Source organism: Arsenophonus endosymbiont of Aphis craccivora, assembly GCF_013460135.1.
Taxonomy (GTDB): Bacteria; Pseudomonadota; Gammaproteobacteria; order Enterobacterales; family Enterobacteriaceae; genus Arsenophonus; species Arsenophonus nilaparvatae.
Map to the genome: position 1 here is coordinate 2,262,468 of NZ_CP038155.1, position 19,658 is coordinate 2,282,125.

The 19,658-nt window shown below is 40.1% G+C and carries 11 protein-coding genes, 1 other RNA gene and 9 pseudogenes; 10 read left to right on the forward strand and 11 right to left on the reverse strand.

Going from position 1 to position 19,658, the window contains the following annotated elements; all coding sequences use genetic code 11:
* Positions 1–12: 12 nt before the first annotated feature.
* Positions 13–752: pseudogene (locus E3U36_RS11485) on the reverse strand (SDR family oxidoreductase).
* A 656-nt stretch (positions 753–1,408) separates the two neighbouring features.
* On the opposite strand from E3U36_RS11485, the pseudogene E3U36_RS11490 reads away from it, so the two are divergent.
* The 5 genes and pseudogenes from E3U36_RS11490 (at position 1,409) to E3U36_RS11505 (ending at position 5,443) form a co-directional block, all read left to right on the forward strand.
* A pseudogene (locus tag E3U36_RS11490) lies at positions 1,409–2,332 on the forward strand (IS5 family transposase).
* Between the two features lie 845 nt (positions 2,333–3,177).
* Positions 3,178–3,783 (forward strand): annotated as a pseudogene (locus tag E3U36_RS12825) (ATP-binding cassette domain-containing protein); the annotation flags it as partial.
* A gap of 6 nt (positions 3,784–3,789) precedes the next feature.
* Positions 3,790–4,053, forward strand: coding sequence for a hypothetical protein (locus tag E3U36_RS11500; protein WP_238337567.1), 264 nt, complete (start codon positions 3,790–3,792; stop codon positions 4,051–4,053).
* 38 nt (positions 4,054–4,091) lie between these two features.
* Positions 4,092–4,454: an HlyD family secretion protein gene (locus E3U36_RS12830; protein ID WP_238337460.1), complete on the forward strand. Its 363-nt coding sequence runs from the start codon at positions 4,092–4,094 to the stop codon at positions 4,452–4,454.
* Positions 4,455–4,498: 44 nt separating this feature from the next.
* The gene (locus tag E3U36_RS11505) at positions 4,499–5,443 is read left to right on the forward strand and encodes an HlyD family type I secretion periplasmic adaptor subunit (protein WP_238337461.1); all 945 of its coding nucleotides are present in this window, start codon (positions 4,499–4,501) and stop codon (positions 5,441–5,443) included.
* 171 nt (positions 5,444–5,614) lie between these two features.
* Here E3U36_RS11505 and gdhA read toward each other — a convergent pair.
* The 4 genes and pseudogenes from gdhA to E3U36_RS11525 all read right to left on the reverse strand — a co-directional run bounded on the left by gdhA (position 5,615) and on the right by E3U36_RS11525 (position 9,702).
* A pseudogene (gene gdhA / locus E3U36_RS11510) lies at positions 5,615–6,954 on the reverse strand (NADP-specific glutamate dehydrogenase).
* Positions 6,955–7,211: 257 nt separating this feature from the next.
* Positions 7,212–7,643, reverse strand: coding sequence for a universal stress protein UspA (uspA, locus tag E3U36_RS11515; RefSeq protein WP_180816611.1), 432 nt, complete (start codon positions 7,641–7,643; stop codon positions 7,212–7,214).
* Between the two features lie 486 nt (positions 7,644–8,129).
* Positions 8,130–9,053, reverse strand: a pseudogene (locus E3U36_RS11520) (IS5 family transposase).
* A gap of 64 nt (positions 9,054–9,117) precedes the next feature.
* Positions 9,118–9,702, reverse strand: coding sequence for a hypothetical protein (locus E3U36_RS11525; protein ID WP_180816612.1), 585 nt, complete (start codon positions 9,700–9,702; stop codon positions 9,118–9,120).
* On the opposite strand from E3U36_RS11525, the gene E3U36_RS11530 reads away from it, so the two are divergent.
* The gene (locus E3U36_RS11530) at positions 9,696–10,619 is read left to right on the forward strand and encodes an IS5 family transposase (RefSeq protein WP_180816613.1); all 924 of its coding nucleotides are present in this window, start codon (positions 9,696–9,698) and stop codon (positions 10,617–10,619) included. The genes E3U36_RS11525 and E3U36_RS11530 overlap by 7 nt on opposite strands.
* Positions 10,620–10,664: 45 nt before the next feature.
* Here E3U36_RS11530 and E3U36_RS13060 read toward each other — a convergent pair whose 3' ends face one another.
* Positions 10,665–10,790 (reverse strand): hypothetical protein, encoded by a 126-nt coding sequence (locus E3U36_RS13060; RefSeq protein ID WP_255479082.1) that lies wholly within the window; start codon positions 10,788–10,790, stop codon positions 10,665–10,667.
* A 330-nt stretch (positions 10,791–11,120) separates the two neighbouring features.
* Between E3U36_RS13060 and E3U36_RS11535 the strand changes: the two are divergent.
* Positions 11,121–12,044, forward strand: a pseudogene (locus E3U36_RS11535) (IS5 family transposase).
* A 166-nt stretch (positions 12,045–12,210) separates the two neighbouring features.
* On the opposite strand, the pseudogene gcvT reads toward E3U36_RS11535, so the two are convergent.
* The 5 genes and pseudogenes from gcvT to E3U36_RS11560 all read right to left on the reverse strand — a co-directional run bounded on the left by gcvT (position 12,211) and on the right by E3U36_RS11560 (position 17,918).
* Positions 12,211–13,312: pseudogene (gcvT, locus tag E3U36_RS11540) on the reverse strand (glycine cleavage system aminomethyltransferase GcvT).
* 211 nt (positions 13,313–13,523) lie between these two features.
* Positions 13,524–14,759: an FAD-dependent 2-octaprenylphenol hydroxylase gene (gene ubiI / locus E3U36_RS11545; protein WP_180816614.1), complete on the reverse strand. Its 1,236-nt coding sequence runs from the start codon at positions 14,757–14,759 to the stop codon at positions 13,524–13,526.
* A gap of 25 nt (positions 14,760–14,784) precedes the next feature.
* Entirely contained in the window at positions 14,785–15,963 is a 1,179-nt protein-coding gene (gene ubiH / locus E3U36_RS11550; protein WP_180816615.1) for a 2-octaprenyl-6-methoxyphenyl hydroxylase, read from the reverse strand.
* A 17-nt stretch (positions 15,964–15,980) separates the two neighbouring features.
* Positions 15,981–17,291 carry a Xaa-Pro aminopeptidase gene (pepP, locus tag E3U36_RS11555; protein ID WP_180816616.1) on the reverse strand — a complete coding sequence of 437 codons (1,311 nt, stop codon included), beginning with the start codon at positions 17,289–17,291 and terminating at the stop codon, positions 15,981–15,983.
* A 51-nt stretch (positions 17,292–17,342) separates the two neighbouring features.
* A pseudogene (locus E3U36_RS11560) lies at positions 17,343–17,918 on the reverse strand (YecA/YgfB family protein).
* A 183-nt stretch (positions 17,919–18,101) separates the two neighbouring features.
* On the opposite strand from E3U36_RS11560, the gene zapA reads away from it, so the two are divergent.
* The 3 genes and pseudogenes from zapA (at position 18,102) to E3U36_RS11575 (ending at position 19,462) form a co-directional block, all read left to right on the forward strand.
* Positions 18,102–18,431: a cell division protein ZapA gene (zapA, locus tag E3U36_RS11565; RefSeq protein ID WP_180816618.1), complete on the forward strand. Its 330-nt coding sequence runs from the start codon at positions 18,102–18,104 to the stop codon at positions 18,429–18,431.
* A gap of 96 nt (positions 18,432–18,527) precedes the next feature.
* Positions 18,528–18,729, forward strand: a non-coding RNA gene (gene ssrS, locus E3U36_RS11570) — 6S RNA.
* Positions 18,730–18,859: 130 nt separating this feature from the next.
* Positions 18,860–19,462, forward strand: a pseudogene (locus E3U36_RS11575) (5-formyltetrahydrofolate cyclo-ligase).
* The last annotated feature ends 196 nt before the right edge of the window (positions 19,463–19,658 follow it).

A 19,658-nucleotide genomic window follows, 5' to 3' on the forward strand; every position in this document is an offset into this window, starting at 1 on the left:
TTGAAAATATTATTAAAACTCTTGCCGGGTTGGACGAAACAGAATTTCATTAATATCAACATTTTCTGGTTGTTTTATAGCAAAAATTACCGCTCGAGCATAGGAATCTGCCGGAATGGCATAATCGTTATAAAAAGATCGCATTCTGGCAGCGATATCTGGATCACTAATACTATCAAGCAACTCACTAGTGATTGCCCCTGGCGAAATCACTGTTGTTCTAATATGATAAGGTATCATTTCTTGCCGTAAACCTTCTGAGATCACTCGTACTGCCGTTTTGGTCGCTGAATAAACTGCACTGCCTGGCTTTACCTTATGTCCTGCGACTGACGATGTATTAATAATATGGCCACTCATCTGTTTTTTCATATAGGGAAGCGCTGCTGCTATCCCATAAAGCACGCCCTTTAAGTTCATGTCGATATCTCATTCCATTCATCAATATGACAATCTTCTAACAGTGATTGCGGCATAATACCGGCATTATTAACTATCACATCAATTCGGTTATACAATGCAATTGCTCTGTCAACTAATGCCTGTAGTTGCTCAGGTTTTGTGATATCGGTGGCGACAACGGCTTCTTTATCAAAATTTAATTCTTCGGCTAATGATTGCAATCTATCAATACGACGCGCCCCAAAAACCAGTTTGGCACCATCTTTAACTAAATGACGAGCTAGTTCTTCACCTAATCCACTACTTGCACCGACAACGACAATAACTTTATTTGCAATTCCTAGTGACATAATCATTATCCTTTTGGTTATATACTATTCATCAGCATATTTGTCTAAGTAATTGACCTTTTTTAATTTGACCTGCTGAAAAAATCTTACTGCAAGCCATCTAACCTTTCGATATCTTCAGGTCGCTTTTCCAACTGAGATAAATAGCGCAGATAAAAATAATCAATGTCCTGAATGAGTTAAGCTGTTTACTGTTCAATAACCATTTTTCCCTCTACTCACAGCGAAGAAAATTTTGTCATCAAAGCTAATCTTACTAGCTAGATAAAAGATAGCCGCTAATGAACAATAGATAATTTTAACTATAGTCAATAATAGGCCAAGGATCTTTGATAAATAGAATAAAAACACTAACTCATTATTGCAACGATTTGAGCTATTTTTAGCCTAAAAAAGTATTCCACCGAATGCATAAAATAAGATTAATATTTTATTTTTTACAAAAACAAAAATCTTATTATCTATTTATTCTTATTATTTTTAATTATATAAAAACAGTTAATTAAAAAAATTGATATTGTTTTCACAGTAATAACAGATAAATTTTTAATATTAAGATAAGTTATTTTGTTAAACACAATGGCTTTGTTGAATAAATCGAACTTTTAGGTGATTGGCGGAGCTGATCGCTAAATTCGTTTCAACATCAGGTCCCCATGGCAAAGCAAAAGTTTAAAATTACCAACTGGCCCGCGTACAACAAGGCACTCAGACAACGCGGTTCCCTGACGGTCTGGCTTGATGAGTCGGCCATCGCTGGATGGACTGACAGTTCTTCGCCTGAAGGTCGTGGCCGGCCGCTTTACTACAGCGATATGGCTGTTACCACTGTCCTTATGATGAAGCGTGTGTTTAACCTGTCGCTACGGGCATTACAGGGCTTCGTTGATTCGATTTTTAAACTCATGTCTTAGCCGCTGTGCTGTCCGGACTACTAGCTGGTCAGCAGACGAGCAAAGAGCGTCAACATCAGCATAAAAACGCCAACGCGTGGTGAAATCTCGCATCTGGTCATCGACAGTACCGGTCTGAAGGTCTTTGGCGAAGGTGAATGGAAAGTCAGGCAGCATGGGGCTGACAGACGAAGAGTGTGGCGCAAGCTTCATCTGGCAGCAGACAGTGTGAATCATGAGATTATCTGTGCCGACTTATCGCTCAGCGGAACGACAGATGCGCAGGCACTGCCGGGCCTGATTAACCAAACCCACCGGAAAATCAGGGAAGTGTCAGCAGACGGTGCTTATGACGCCTGTTACTGCCACGATGCGTTGCTAAGAAAGAAAATCAGGCCCCTTATCCCGCCGCGAAGCGGAGCGAAATACTGGCCGGACAAGTACCATGAACGTAACCATGCGGTGGCGAATCAGCGTCTGAGCAGGAGTAATGATATGTGGAAAAAGAAAGTGGGTTATCACCGGCGTTCAGTGGCAGAAACAGCGATGTTCCGCATAAAAACTTTGCTGGGTGGCCATCTGAGGCTGCGTGACTATGAGGCTCAGGTAGGTGAAGCAATGGCGATGGTCAAAGCGCTGAACCGTATGACGTTGTTGGGTATGCCACACAGCTTCAGGATCGGATAACAGCTGTAGCAGAGGGAGCCATCCTGTCGGCTAATTCTGATTTATTCAACAAAGCCTAAAAACATATAAAAAAGCGTTTTATAGTATTGGCATATTTATCGCTATCATTAATATACTGATGCTAGCCCCCTCCATTTATATATTTATATGTTACAAGTTTATGATCGTGTCTTGGCGTAAAATAATAAAATGACGTTATTAATGTTGACACTACTTGTTATTTGCATTTATTTATTGGCGTACTCGAATGGGTGCGTAATCTGATTGTTATACGTATTAGCACAGGCTAGACCTATCAGTTAATCAATCGGTATTCAATGCAGCTTATCAGCAAAGCTTAAAATATAATGATTCACAAGCCAGCCAAGCGTTAAGTGATCTCACAACACTACGCCAATTCGTAACAGGGAACGCTCTATTTGCTTTATTTGATGCGCCTTGGTTTCTCTTTTGCCTCTGTGTGGTGTTTTTACGCCATCCATGGTTAGGCTATCTAGCCTTAGGTGGCGCAACTTTTATTTCCCTACTTGCCTGGCTGAATAACCGTTATACTCATAAACCACTAGCGCAAGCCAATCTAATTGCTCGCTAAGCTATTAATCAGTATTAATCAGGCCTCTACCCACTTGCGTAATACAGATGTAATCGAGGCAATGGGCATGTTAGGTAATATACGTCGCGGCTGGTTAAGCTACCATCACGCTTTTTTATCCCAACAGAATTTAGCCAGCGAAAGAACTTCAGCCACCAGCGCATGGTCAAAAACCTCACGTTTGATGCTGCAATCTCTGGTATTAGGCATGGGGGCCTGGTTAGTCACTAATAATGAATTGACCACAGGTATGATGATTGCCAGTTCTATTCTGGTGGGACGTGTACTCAGCCCGATCGACCAACTTATTGCTGTTAGCAAACAATATAATAATGCCAAACAGGCTTATCTACGCTTAGATCAGTTATTCAAACAGCATCCTCCTCGTAAACAAGTGATGACTTTACCTGCGCCAACTGGCGAATTAAGCTTTGAAAATGTTCTCTACCGCCCTGATCCTGAATATCCACCGCTGTTATTTGATATCCAATTTTCACTCTCTGCCGGCCAAAAATTGGCTATTATTGGTGCATCTGGTGCTGGGACATCGACATTAGCTCGGATACTTGTCGGCGCGCTTCCTCCTACTTTAGGATACATCCGGTTGGATGGTGCAAATATTCACCAAATGGATAGAGAAATTTTAGGGCCTCACATTGGTTATCTACCGCAAGATATACAATTATTCGATGGTACAATCGCAGAAAATATTGCTCGTTTTGCTGAAATTGACGTAGACAAAGTAATTACTGCCGCCAAAATTGCCCGAGTGCATGACTTAATTCTCACTTTACCTAATGGATATGACCCTCAATTAGGCTAGTACGGCCGTGGCTTATCTGGCGGACAAAAACAGCGATTAGCTTTGGCGCGAGCTATTTATGTCCTTTCCCGTTTAATTATTCTCGATGAACCTAACTCTAATCTTGATAGCGAAGGAGATAAAGCCCTGTGCCTTGCGATTGAAGAACTTAAAAAACAACATTGCACCCTTATTATAATTACCCATCGCCCTTTTTTGCTCAGATATGTAGAGCATGTGCTAATTTTACAAGCCGGAATGTCACCACGTTTTGGAACACCACAAACATTATTAAATGAACATAAAACGTCACAACTAACAACGTGATCCTTCAATATTTCAGTCTGTAAAAATAATAGCAATTAATGGAAAAAAATATGTCAGCACAAGGTAAATATCACAAATCATCTCCTATCTTAACAGACAAATTAATCAGTAATGAAAAACGAGCTGTATACTTAGGCTGGTCATTAGTGACTATTGGATTTGGTGGTTTTTTATTATGGTCTGCACTGGCTCCTTTAGATAAAGTGGTTCCTGTATCAGGTAATGTGATTGTGGCAGGCAATCATAAAACTATTCAACATCAATACGGAGGGATCATTGAACAACTATCCGTTAATAATGGTGAAAAAGTACAAGCAGGACAAATTCTTTTAACACTCAACACCGTTGAAGTACATGCAGAATACAATATAAAACTAAAACAATACCACGCGAACTGTTAGTAAGAGAAGCCTGCTTATTAGCTGAACAGCAGGGCAAAAAACGGTTGATTTTCTCACCCGCTTTACAAGGTGAAATGAAGAAACATGATATAAGCGAACTTATTCAATTAAACCAACAATTGCTGGAAAACCAATATCAAGTTTTACAATTAAAGTTGGCCAGTATTAAAGAAAAAATAACCGGATTGAACGCTACTTTATATGCCCAACAACAAAAAGCAAAGAGCCAAAAAACGCAACTTACTATGTTATTGCAACAATTAGAAGGATTAAGGGAATTAGAAAAAAACGGCTATATTGCTCGCAATACATTATTAGAAACTGAAAATAAATATACTGAAGTCGATGGTAATTTAGCGCAAACACTTGGTGATATTAGTCGCATCCAACATCAAATATTAGAACAAAAACTGCTTAGCGAAAAACTCCAACAAGAATATCAAAAATATGTTCATGCCCAACTAGCAAACACACAAACAAAGATTAATCATACCAACAGTCAGCTCGTTAAAGCAAAGTTCATGCTGAATAATTCTCAAATACGTGCCACGGTTGCTGGCACCATAATTGGTATGTCAATTTTTACTGAAGGCGGCGTAATCGCTGCCGGACAAAAAATGATGGAGATTGTTCCCGATGATCAACCAATAGTGGTTGATCATCGGGTTCCGGTACATTTGATTGATCAAGTGAAATTAGGTTTACCGGTAGAGTTACAATTTACTGCATTTAATCAAAGTACGACTCCTAAAGTGGAAGGCAACGTGACGATGATTTCTGCTGATAGGCTACTTAATGAACAGACTGGCGAGCCCTATTATTTATTACAGGTCCAAGTAAATGATGAAAATCGTCAACGTCTAAATCAGTTAACCATCAAACCAGGAATGCCAGTAGAAGTTTTTATTCGTACTGGCGAACGGTCGCTACTAAATTACTTGTTTAAACTTTTAATTGATCGCCTGCATATGAGTCTAAATGAAGATTAATATAACTATAGGTCAGCTGATAGGATAAATAATAATCGACAAATTTTTGCTAACAACATCGCCTGAAAAGGATAGTTGCAGGCGATGTTCAATAAGCAAAATAATATTCAGAATTTTACTAGCATTAAGCAATATAATTAGTTTTTAATTTGCCCTATCGCTATTGATTTATTACAAGATACCTTGTGCTAACATCGCATTGGCGACTTTAACAAAACCGGCAATATTAGCGCCTTTAACATAATTAGTCTGCTTATCTTCTCCACCATATTTCACACAATTCCGGTGAATATCTAACAGAATATGCTTCAAGCGGCTATTCACTTTTTCTGCTGTCCAACTCAAATGCGCCGCATTTTGTGCCATTTCCAAACCTGATGTTGCAACTCCTCCGGCATTGGTCGCTTTTCCCGGTCCAAACAGAACACCAGCCTCAATAAACGCTTAAGTAGCTTCAATTGTTGTCGGCATATTTGCACCTTCAGCAACCGCTTGAACACCATTTTTAATTAAAATTTTCGCATCTTCTATATCAAGTTCATTTTGAGTGGCGCAAGGTAAGGCAATATCTACTGGAACCGACCAGGGGTTTTTTCCTTTAAGATAAGTCAAACCAAACTCTTCTGCATATGACTCAACACGACCATATTCATTTTTAATTGCTTCCAATCGTTTAAGTTTTTCGGCTGTAAAGCCTGCTTCATCAACAACGGTTCCATTTGAATCGGAAGCGGCAACAACCTTAGCACCTAAAGACATACATTTCTCAATAGCATACTGAGCAACATTTCCTGAGCCAGAAACGGATACGCGTTTTGCTTCAAACGCTAAACCATGATGTTTTAACATCGCATCAGTAAAATAGACCAAACCATAACCGGTCGCTTCAGGTAGAATTAAGCTACCACCAAAAGACAAGCCTTTACCGGTAAAACACAAGAAGTGTTGTTAGACAGCTTCTTCATCATACCTGCCATAAAACCGACTTCACGCCAACCCACGCCAATATCTCCAGCAGGAACATCGGTATAAGGACCTAAATGTCGGAAAAGCTCTGTTATCAATGCTGACAAAAACGCATAACTTCTGCCTGGCTTTTTCCTTTAGGATCAAAATATGAGCCACCCTTACCGCCACCCAGAGGTAAAGTGGTTAACGCATTTTTAAAAGTTTGTTCAAAGCCGAGAAATTTTAAAATTGATAAATTAACTGAAGGATGAAAACGCATTCCACCTTTAAAAGGGCCAATTGCCGAATTAAATTGTACCAGCCAGGCTCAATTAACTTGAACATTTCCCTTATCATCTACCCAACAAACACGAAACTGAATCACCCTTTCAGGCTCTACTCTTCTTTGCAAGTAATGCCTGTTCACAATATTGAGGATTATCGCGTAAAAACGGCGCCAGGGAAGTAAACACTTCACGCACAGCTTGTAAGAATTCAAGTTGATGAGCATAACGTGATTGGATTGGTGTTAGGAATGTCTCTAAAGATAAACCATCTTTCATACAAAATTCCTTAGATTAAAAGATAAATTAAGATATTTTCATACTTATTAACATTTATTTTTGCAGAATGACCTGCTAGGTGTGAATTTACTTATTGAATATATCACTAATTTATCTCTATTTTTAATGAGATTTTTTGTGTCTTAATCACATTTTCTGGCAAAATATAAGTCGATTTAATTTATCGAAAAGTAATAAAAAAACACTTGAATAATCAAGTGTTTTTATTGAAAAATTTGATTTACCAATAAATATTATCAATCACTATCTTTTAATGGCACAATTAACATATCAACATGAACAGTATTAATCAGCTGGGGAGCCGAGGACATTAACTTACTCCAGAAATCTTGATGATGACCACAAACAACTAAATCTACCTTGTATTCCTTGATTGCATCAACCAAAACCTGCCCCAGATCACCTCGGCCACTCAATTCTTTTTCAATCTTATAATCAGCTTCTTTGGCTAATTTAGTCAAAGCATGGTGAGTTTCCTTAGTTATACGCTGCTCCATATCACCAAGATTTACATCAATCAAGCCGGTATAAAGATCAGAATAATTTACATCAACATGAATTAAAGAAACTTTTGCATTATAAGGTTTTGCCATGGAGACAGCTTTATCGACTAAAACTTTACTTTCTGGGGATAAATCAACTGTAACAAGAATATGTTTGTAAGCCATATCTAGCTCCTTTCAAACGTAGCTCTTAAAAAAGAACACCTGTTTTTATGATACATACTTAGCGGTCAACCATGATAGTTTAATATCATCTTGAACATAGTTTAATAAAAATTTTACCCATAAATTATGAAAAATATATACCTTAAGAATAATTAGCATAGACCAAATTAGTTAAATTTTCCATAATTTAGCATAAAAATCATAGTGTTGAAGATATCAATTATTTGTTAAAAAATATACATCATAAAAATTAAACTGATAAAAATAATCCCAATGGGTCATTTTGTGAAGTTGTTAGATTATTCTACAATTAACATAAACCGGCAACTGATAAGCAAATATCTTCTTTTTCACTTGCTAAAAACAATCTCAGTGGCTAAATCTGTATTTTTTGAGGTCATTATCTTAATATGCATGTATGGTTTTGGGCGGCTTTGTTGAATAAATCAGAATTAGCCGACAGGATGGCTCCCTCTGCTACAGCTGTTATCCGATCCTGACGCTGTGTGGCATACCCAACAACGTCATACGGTTCAGCGCTTTGACCATCGCCATTGCTTCACCTACCTGAGCCTCATAGTCACGCAGCCTCAGATGGCCACCCAGCAAAGTTTTTATGCGGAACATCGCTGTTTCTGCCACTGAACGCCGGTGATAACCCACTTTCTTTTTCCACATATCATTACTCCTGCTCAGACGCTGATTCGCCACCGCATGGTTACGTTCATGGTACTTGTCAGGCCAGTATTTCGCTCCGCTTCGCGGCGGGATAAGGGGCCTGATTTTCTTTCTTAGCAACGCATCGTGGCAGTAACAGGCGTCATAAGCACCGTCTGCTGACACTTCCCTGATTTTCCGGTGGGTTTGGTTAATCAGGCCCGGCAGTGCCTGCGCATCTGTCGTTCCGCTGAGCGATAAGTCGGCACAGATAATCTCATGATTCACACTGTCTGCTGCCAGATGAAGCTTGCGCCACACTCTTCGTCTGTCAGCCCCATGCTGCATGACTTTCCATTCACCTTCGCCAAAGACCTTCAGACCGGTACTGTCGATGACCAGATGCGAGATTTCACCACGCGTTGGCGTTTTTATGCTGATGTTGACGCTCTTTGCTCGTCTGCTGACCAGCGAGTAGTCCGGACAGCACAGCGGCTAAGACATGAGTTTAAAAATCGAATCAACGAAGCCCTGTAATGCCCGGAGCGACAGGTTAAACACACGCTTCATCATCAGGACAGTGGTAACAGCCATATCGCTGTAGTAAAGCGGCCGGCCACGACCTTCAGGCGAAGAACTGTCAGTCCATCCAGCGATGGCCGACTCATCAAGCCAGACCGTCAGGGAACCACGTTGTCTGAGTGCCTTGTTGTACGCGGGCCAGTTGGTAATTTTAAACTTTTGCTTTGCCATGGGGACCTGATGTTGAAACTAATTTAGCGATCAGCTCCGCCAATCACCTAAAAGTTCGATTTATTCAACAAAGCCCTTTACTTGCTGATGCGATAACACCTTGGGAAAATAATATATTGGTATTTTTTTGTTCAGAATAAGATAATGCAGTTTTAGCTAACTGAGTAACAGAATTTTTAATTTTATTCTTATCAACACCAGTAATACTATCATATATATTTACAATCTTATCAATGAGATCATTATAGTTCTCTTCTCGATAACTAAGATCAATGAACTTATCTTCCTCCACCATCATTAGCATATTTTTTTTCATTTCCTCCGCATAAGCCATATATGCCTGAGCATTAGCATTACCTGACATGCTAGGTTTTTGCGGATCATAGCCAATGCCACCCATCGCTATGGTACTTATAATAGCAAGACCATTGGCTGGCGATTCTGCTAATTTTTCAGACGTAATATCCGTCGACTTCCCGTCTCTATTCATTTCATTAAGTTGTGGAGCAACCACTAAATCTTTATCTTGATAAGCGCCAATGATATCTCCTGTGGATAATGTAAGTTGGCTTTGTTGAATAAATCGAACTTTTAGGTAATTGGCGGAGCTGATCGCTAAATTCGTTTCAACATCAGGTCCCCATGGCAAAGCAAAAGTTTAAAATTACCAACTGGCCCGCGTACAACAAGGCACTCAGACAACGCGGTTCCCTGACGGTCTGGCTTGATGAGTCGGCCATCGCTGGATGGACTGACAGTTCTTCGCCTGAAGGTCGTGGCCGGCCGCTTTACTACAGCGATATGGCTGTTACCACTGTCCTGATGATGAAGCGTGTGTTTAACCTGTCGCTCCGGGCATTACAGGGCTTCGTTGATTCGATTTTTAAACTCATGTCTTTGCCGCTGTGCTGTCCGGACTACTCGCTGGTCAGCAGACGAGCAAAGAGCGTCAACATCAGCATAAAAACGCCAACGCGTGGTGAAATCTCGCATCTGGTCATCGACAGTACCGGTCTGAAGGTCTTTGGCGAAGGTGAATGGAAAGTCAGGCAGCATGGGGCTGACAGACGAAGAGTGTGGCGCAAGCTTCATCTGGCAGCAGACAGTGTGAATCATGAGATTATCTGTGCCGACTTATCGCTCAGCGGAACGACAGATGCGCAGGCACTGCCGGGCCTGATTAACCAAACCCACCGGAAAATCAGGGAAGTGTTAGCAGACGGTGCTTATGACGCCTGTTACTGCCACGACGCGTTGCTAAGAAAGAAAATCAGGCCCCTTATCCCGCCGCGAAGCGGAGCGAAATACTGGCCGGACAAGTACCATGAACGTAACCATGCGGTGGCGAATCAGCGTCTGAGCAGGAGTAATGATATGTGGAAAAAGAAAGTGGGTTATCACCGGCGTTCAGTGGCAGAAACAGCGATGTTCCGCATAAAAACTTTGCTGGGTGGCCATCTGAGGCTGCGTGACTATGAGGCTCAGGTAGGTGAAGCAATGGCGATGGTCAAAGCGCTGAACCGTATGACGTTGTTGGGTATGCCACACAGCGTCAGGATCGGATAACAGCTGTAGCAGAGGGAGCCATCCTGTCGGCTAATTCTGATTTATTCAACAAAGCCATGTAAGTTTTGAATCACTGTCATAAACTTGATTTGATAATGTCGGTGCTGGTCTTAATGATTTAATCCAATCAATTAGTTTTTTATATTGCTCTTCCAGATTTATTTCATTCATAAACACTCCATATTTAATAATGAAAAATTTAATATCAATAATATTTATTTTAAACTTATAAAAAATCTAATAAAAAATTTAAATTTAAATAAATAAAATAATTACCATATAATTGCTATAAAAACTCGATACGCTGATCACCAACATCATATTTTATTTTGTTGTTTATTTTAATTTGCATTTTATCACAGATAATAACATTGAAATCAATAACAATTGTCATTAATTATATATGGCTTTATTGAATAAAAATAAGGCTTTGTTGAATAAATCGAACTTTTAGGTGATTGGCGGAGCTGATCGCTAAATTCGTTTCAACATCAGGTCCCCATGGCAAAGCAAAAGTTTAAAATTACCAACTGGCCCGCGTACAACAAGGCACTCAGACAACGCGGTTCCCTGACGGTCTGGCTTGATGAGTCGGCCATCGCTGGATGGACTGACAGTTCTTCGCCTGAAGGTCGTGGCCGGCCGCTTTACTACAGCGATATGGCTGTTACCACTGTCCTGATGATGAAGCGTGTGTTTAACCTGTCGCTCCGGGCATTACAGGGCTTCGTTGATTCGATTTTTAAACTCATGTCTTTGCCGCTGTGCTGTCCGGACTACTCGCTGGTCAGCAGACGAGCAAAGAGCGTCAACATCAGCATAAAAACGCCAACGCGTGGTGAAATCTCGCATCTGGTCATCGACAGTACCGGTCTGAAGGTCTTTGGCGAAGGTGAATGGAAAGTCAGGCAGCATGGGGCTGACAGACGAAGAGTGTGGCGCAAGCTTCATCTGGCAGCAGACAGTGTGACTCATGAGATTATCTGTGCCGACTTATCGCTCAGCGGAACGACAGATGCGCAGGCACTGCCGGGCCTTATTAACCAAACCCACCGGAAAATCAGGGAAGTGTCAGCAGACGGTGCTTATGACGCCTGTTACTGCCACGATGCGTTGCTAAGAAAGAAAATCAGGCCCCTTATCCCGCCGCGAAGCGGAGCGAAATACTAGCCGGACAAGTACCATGAACGTAACCATGCGGTGGCGAATCAGCGTCTGAGCAGGAGTAATGATATGTGGAAAAAGAAAGTGGGTTATCACCGGCGTTCAGTGGCAGAAACAGCGATGTTCCGCATAAAAACTTTGCTGGGTGGCCATCTGAGCCTGCGTGACTATGAGGCTCAGGTAGGTGAAACAATGGCGATGGTCAAAGCGCTGAACCGTATGACGTTGTTGGGTATGCCACACAGCGTCAGGATCGGATAACAGCTGTAGCAGAGGGAGCCATCCTATCGGCTAATTCTGATTTATTCAACAAAGCCTAAAAATAACTGATTAAAATAGTATTTAGTCAATTACGGTGGTTGCTATTTTATTATTTTTAATCAGCCAATTTTTAATAAAACAAACGTAAAAATACAACTAAATAACTTTAGTTAATTAATGTTTTGCCATAACGCACAAAGCTGGGTTTTACAACCTGAACTGGCATTTCATGTTTTTTTATTTGTACAACCGCCTGCATGCCAATATTCAATGGTACTCGTGCTAAAGCTATACTTAACCCCAACGTAGGCGAAAATGTGCCACTGGTAATGATCCCTTCACATAACTTACCTGCTGTATCAGTAAAACGAACCGGCAAATCAGCTTGCAATATTCCCCTATCACGCATCACTAAACCAACTAATTTTTCTGTGCCTACCTGCCGTTGTCTCTCTAGCGCATCTCGTCCGATAAAATAGCGCTCTTCCGGCTGCCAGGCTATTGTCCATTCCATATTAGCCGCTAATGGTGACACCAGTTCACTCATTTCTTGTCCATACAAATTCATTCCTGCTTCCAGACGAAGGGTATCACGTGCCGCCAATCCCGCCGGCTTAATATCTAAATCAATTAATTTTTGCCAAAGTTTGACAGCCTGCTCTTTCGGCAGTGCTATCTCATAACCTAATTCGCCGGTATAACCTACAGTAGTAATAAACCAGTCATCAATTTGTTTACCATAGAAGAGTGGCATATCCATAACCGCAGTTTTCTGCTGTTCATTAAGCAGAGATTGTACTTTGAGTTGTGCATCTGGGCCCTGTATAGCAATGAATGCCAGATCATCTCGTACCTGCACATCAATTAGGTAATTTTCTATATGTTGATTGATCCAAGCTAAATATTTCTGCCGAGTGGCAGAATTAGCAATTAAGCGATAGTAATCATCATCAAAATAGTAGACAACCAAATCATCGATCACGCCTACCGATGCATTTAACATACCCGTATAGAGCGCTTCACCAGGCTCCTTCAGTTTTGCTACATCATTGGGCTAATAAATAACGTAAAAAATCTCGGCACAGTTCACCATGCAGATCAATAATTGTTAAATAAGAAATATCAAACACGCCAGCTGCTGTCCGAACAGCATGGTGTTCATCAATTTGAGAACCGTAATGCAATGGCATCAGCCAGCCATGAAAATCGATCATGGTTGCATTACATGCTAAATGCTGCTGATATAATGAAGTCTGTTTTATCGTCATTGTTCTATTTTCCTCATTAATAGGTATAGACAAATTAAATTGTTAAATCAAAGTACCTATTAGTAGAGTAAAACATTAAGCTGAAAAACAGAGAACTACAGTAGTAAAAATAATAACCCAAATTGCTAAATTAAATTAATTAAAACAACTATTTCAAACCAGCAGTGTTATTCCCTGTAAAACGATAGATTAAAAGTAATGCACCGATAAGTTACACTATTTCTGATGAATTTGTCGTGACTTTTGCTAACCATTCAGGCATATCATGTGCTCCTAACGCATAGCTTAACAATTTTGGTTTTATGCCTGGTAGTGTATGAGCCAACAGTAATCCAACATCACGAACCATTTTTTTGACTGGATTATTGCCATCAAATAATTGCCGGAGCCCTTGCATACTAGCCAACATCAGTACAGCACTATGTTTACGTTTACGTTCATAACTTTGTAAGTAAAAATACTGCCCAATATCTTTACCTGCGCTATTCAAACGCCGTAATTGTCCCATCAACTCTGCAACATCCATAAAACCTAAATTTACTCCTTGACCTGCTAAAGGATGTATCGTGTGAGCAGCATCACCTAATAAAGCAATACGTTGACCGGCAAAATTTCGCGCATACTGGCCAATAAGTGGAAAAATCTGACGTTCACTAATTAACTGACAAAAACCTAGGCGCATATCTAAAGCTACACTTAACTCTTTTTCAAATGCAGAAACCTCTAAATTCAAGCGTCTATTCGCTTGCATTGCCGGTAATGACCAAACAATTGAGCAAAGATGAGGATCCTGTAGCGGTAAAAAAGCTAAAATGCTATCGTTATGAAAAGATTGACGAGCAGTTAGCATATGGGGCATCTCAGTTCGAATGGTGGCTACCAATGCCGTATGTTCATAATCCCAGAAGCTAAGCGGAATATCCGCTTTTTCCCTTAACCATGATTTAGCACCATCAGCACCAACTACCAACCTTGCCGTCAACATTTGCTCATTATCACAAGTCATAAATACTTCATTATCGCCCCAAACAACTTTTTGCAACCTATTGTCTGTTAATAAAGTAATATCTTTGCTTGATTGAGCCTGTTGCCATAATGATCCACGAATAATCGAATTTTCAATGATATATCCGAGACCAGGTAAATAATGCTGCTGGGCATCAAATTGTATATGACCAAAACTATCTTGCTGCCAAACCTCCATTTGCTTATAACTACCAACTCGTTTCTGCACGATAGTTTGCCAAACACCTAAATAATCGAGTAATTTTTGGCTTGCTGCATTGATGGCAGACACTCTGAGTGAAGGCGCTTGTTGCGGATCAAATTGATGTTGCACAGGAGAATTTTCAATAACAGCAATCCTCATCCCACAACCCCGTAATCCACAAGCCAGAGCAAGGCCAACCATACCACCACCCACAATAACCACATCAAACGATTGCATAGTGAAAATATTCCTTCTTAAATAGCTAGAGATGAAACGATCGTCCCATTGCTTGGTGGGCTAAAATGTCACGCATAAGTGGTAGTGTTTCCATTGCCATTAATCCAACATTACGGCCGATAGCACAAATTAGATGATTATTGGAAAATAAATGAACCAGGTTATCGGTTAACTTTATGGTGCTTTGACGATCATCATGACGCTGCATTTGATACTGCATAAGAACCGAGTAAGCTCCCATATCACCACCATGATTGGCTACTTCACTAATTATATTGGCAAGGATCATGACATCACGCATACCAAGATTAAACCCCTGACCAGCAATAGGATGTAAAGTTTGTGCTGCATTGCCAACTAAAACCAATCGATGGCTAATCAATCTTTTCGCTTGCGAAAGTAACAATGGAAAAAAGTAACGCTCACTAACGGCCTTAATTTCACCTAACCGCCAGCCAAACCATTTTTGTAATTCTGTCATAAATTGGTCATCACTCCACTGCATAATAGACTGCTGGTTTTCCAATGGGTGACACCAAACCAACGAACTACGCCCTTTAGACATAGGTAACATTGCCAACGGACCATGTTGGGTAAAACGCTCAAAGGCTTGACCCTGTGGTACTTGGCTAGTTAAAATATTAGCAATAATTGCACATTGTTGGTATGACGCGCGCTGCCATTCAATTTGACTGATTTTACCTATCATGGAATCGCTGCCATCAGCAGCAATTAATAATTTCCCGGTTAATACTTTACCACTCGTTAATTTGACTGATACATGCTCAATTGTGCGCTCAACAGCAATAACTTCATCTGGACAATATAATTCAACACTCGGCGCTTTTTTAAACTGCTCAAATAAGTAATTTCCTGCATCCTGCAATTCGACAACATAACCAAGTGCAGGAAGGGAATAATCTTTGGCATACATATTTACCGCGCCAGCATGGCCATAGTCAGAAACATGAATATTAGTAATTGGCGTCACATACTTTTTTAATCCGTGCCAGACACCAATTTGATTAAACTGTTGGCAAGTGCCATAAGCCAGTGCAATTATTCTGGCATCAAAACCAGGATGTGCCTTATTAGGTAACCTTGCTTCAATTAATGAAACTTGAACCTTTCCCTGACTGAAGGCCGAAATAGCAAGTGCTAATGACGCACCTGTCATACCACCGCCAACAATAATTACTTTCATCTTTTCTAATCCCCTGCCTACTTTTCTGCTGCCATCAGTGCTTCTATCTCATCAGGATCTTTAATAGCAGCTTCTGTCAGGTTTTCATTACCTTCTTCAGTGATCACAATATCATCTTCAATACGGATACCAATTCCTCGATAAGCTTCAGGCACATTAGCATCCGGTGCAATATAAAGCCCCGGTTCAACGGTCAATACCATACCCGGCTCTAACGGACGATCGCGATTGTTTCCATAGTCACCAACATCATGGACATCAAGCCCTAACCAGTGACTTAAACCATGCATAAAAAAAGGCAAATGAGCTTTACTTTCGATCAGTTTGTCTAGCTCGCCTTGCAAAAGACCCAACTTAATTAAACCTTCGATCTTAATCTTTATCACCGCCGCCATCACTTGATGAATAGTGACCCCAGGTCGATATAAAGTTAAAGCGCTATTTAGTGCCATAAATACAATGTCATAAATTTCACGTTGCGGTGGGCTGAATTTACCATTGACTGGAAAGGTACGTGTAATATCACTGGCATAACCTTGATATTCTGCACCGGCATCAACCAAAACTAAATCCCCTGCCTTCATCACGGCATCATTTTCGGTGTAATGCAAAATACATGCATTTTGCCCACTGCCGACAATGGTAGTATAAGCAGGCGATTTTGCGCCTTGACTGGCAAACTGATGTTCAATTTCTGCAGCCAGCTGATATTCATACATATCAGGCTGGCAGGTTTGCATTGCTCTAAGGTGTGCATCAGCAGAAATTTTGCTAGCTTCACGCATTAGAGTGAGTTCTTCAGGTGATTTAAATAATCGCATTTCGTGCAGCATTGGCCGCCAATCAATTTGAGTAGATGGAGCTTTTAATTTTTGCCGACTACCTTGCCTTAACCGATTAAGTGCTGCACCAACAATCTGAGCGGCATAAGCAAATTCACCTTGCGCATGATAAATAGCGGCTAAACCATTCAATAATTGATAAAGTTGTTGACCAATTTCGGCAAACGGTAATGCCCGATCCACGCCCAGCTTTGCAATCGCGGCTTGCTGGCCTAAACGACGACCAAACCAGGTTTCCATAGCTTGATCACGCACACGATTAAATAGTATGCTCTCACTAGAGGTTTCATTATATTTAATAATAACTAACGCTGCTTCAGGTTCACTAAAACCAGTTAAATAGAGAAAATCACTGTGTTGCCGATAGGGATATTCACAATCTGCATTTCGCAAAGCAGATGGAGCGGCAAAAAAAATAGCCGCGCTGGCAGGTGCCATTTTTTTTAATAACTTATGGCGACGAGATATAAATGGTTGTTGAGTCATGCCTTCTCCCGCGAGCGATTAACAACAAAATAGGTGAGAATATTATGCCTATCAATGTAATGTTAGTTTATCGTTTTTTGCTTTCATTCGCCTATCTTTTACCTCCATAAAGGCAATAAAACAGAGCTGAACTGCGACCTTAACATACTCAATGATCTCTTACAAAGCCTGTTCTAACTCATTTTGATCGTCATTTTTGTCATAACCCAACATACCAATATTGCGTAAATCCGTAACAATTTCTTTTAATTCTTTTTTTTCCATCAACTTAGGTTGAGTAACCCCCAAGCCTAATAAAAAATGGTTAACCCAACCGGCTAAGGCATCAGCTCGCTCAGACACCTTATCATTTTCAGGTAACAACAAATTAAAAATGAAATCATTATTATCTAAAGATGCAAATGTAAAGTCATAAAGCTCACTGAGTGGATTAGTTAATATCTGTGAAAAAGCTAATCCATCATTGGTTAGTTCATTAATTGACTTTTTCCAGTTATAATCGTGATTACCGCCACAAATTAGGCCCGTAATTAAGCCGTGCATTTCTGCGGCTGTTAAAGCAACTTTCTGTTGTTGCAATAGTAGCTCAAGAGTTTGATAATTAGGTAAAGATTTCTGTATTGGCATGTCTGCTCAGTTAAGTTAATAATATTGATATGTAATATGCTACCATCAAGGACGGTCGCTATACTAGATAAGTGCACAAATTGCACATATATTACTCATAATTATTCTGATAGCATCAATAGAATTATGGGCAGCGAAATATTACTTGTCTATTTCGTCTCCCCACATAATCAGGAAGGTATAATGTCTACACAACCTGTTGATATTCAAATTTTGGGACGAACATTAAGGGTTAATTGCCCCAAAGAACAACAACATGCCTTAAAATCGTCTGCGGCTGAGCTAGAGCAACGGCTAAAAGATCTAAAAAATCGAACTGGTGTCACAAATACCGAGCAACTTCTTTTTATCGTCGCTTTAAACATTTGTCATGAACTGGCGCAAGAAAAAATCAAAACTCAGGACTACACTGATAATATGGAACAAAAAATCCGTGTATTGCAACATACGATCGAACAGGCATTGCAAGAGCAAGCGCGCATTACTGGACGAACAATTACTCCGTTAGAATAAAACCGATGAATAAAACAACATTGGTACCAAAATAGAGTAAGAATAGGTTGCTTTCTGTATTTACTTTCATACAATAGATACTAAGATATAGTTTAGAATTCTCTGAGATGCTCGTCAGCGGGTCAGTCCCCTGAGCCGATATTTCAAATCACTTAGAATGTGGATATCTGTTTATGGTGTGCATGCCTGGTCAGCTAGGGAAAGCCTAGCCACTAGGAAGCCTAAAGTTAACGATACTACGTTCACCTTGAACCAAGGGTTCAAGGGTTACAGCCCGCAACGGCATCTTGGAGGTCCTCAATGAGCTTACTTTTATACTCACAGTGTTACCATTTAAATATACTATGCTTCAGTCAATAAAAGTTGAATGATACAATTATAAAAAACCGTCTTATTTTATTGCTGCCAAATTAATAATTCCCAATTTTATGTCTAATAATCTAGTCGAACGACAGAAAATTATCCGGCAAACAGTTCGCCAATATCGTCGACAATTAACATGCGAACAACAAAATAGCGCAGCAGATAAAATAACTCACCTGGTGTTAGAACACGAGCTTATCCGATCTGCCTCCCATTTGGCGTTATTTGTTTCATTTGATGGTGAAATCAATACTCATCTATTAATTAAAAAACTTTGGACACAAAAAAAAAGTTTATCTACCTGTTTTGCATCCCTTCAATCGCCATCAACTACTGTTTTTACACTATCGCCCTGACACTCAACTGATAAAAAATCGCTTTCATATCGATGAACCAGCACTTAATGTTATGGATGTGATGCCAATAGCACAGTTAGATATTCTGTGTTAGATATTCTGTTCGTGCCATTAGTCGCATTTGATAAACAAGGACAACGATTAGGTATGGGCGGCGGATTTTATGATAGGTTGCTTGCCAATTGGCGTAAAAAACACTTTTATCCGATTGGATTGGAGCATGACTGCCAATTGGTTGATAAAATTCCTACCGCACCATGGGATATCCCATTACCAGAAATAATTACACCTTCAAGAAGATGGCGTTGGTAAACAATTTAACCGGGATTAACCAGAGTTATATTAAAATCAGCAATTGGTCTTATGGTCAAATAGTTGTTATTAACTGTTTTTTCCCCTAACAATATTTTGTTGCAACATAGCAATATTCTGCTGATAAGAATTACGATAAACATCATAATGGCCGTTGCGTTTATTTAAATATATTCGTTTACCCTGATATTTATCT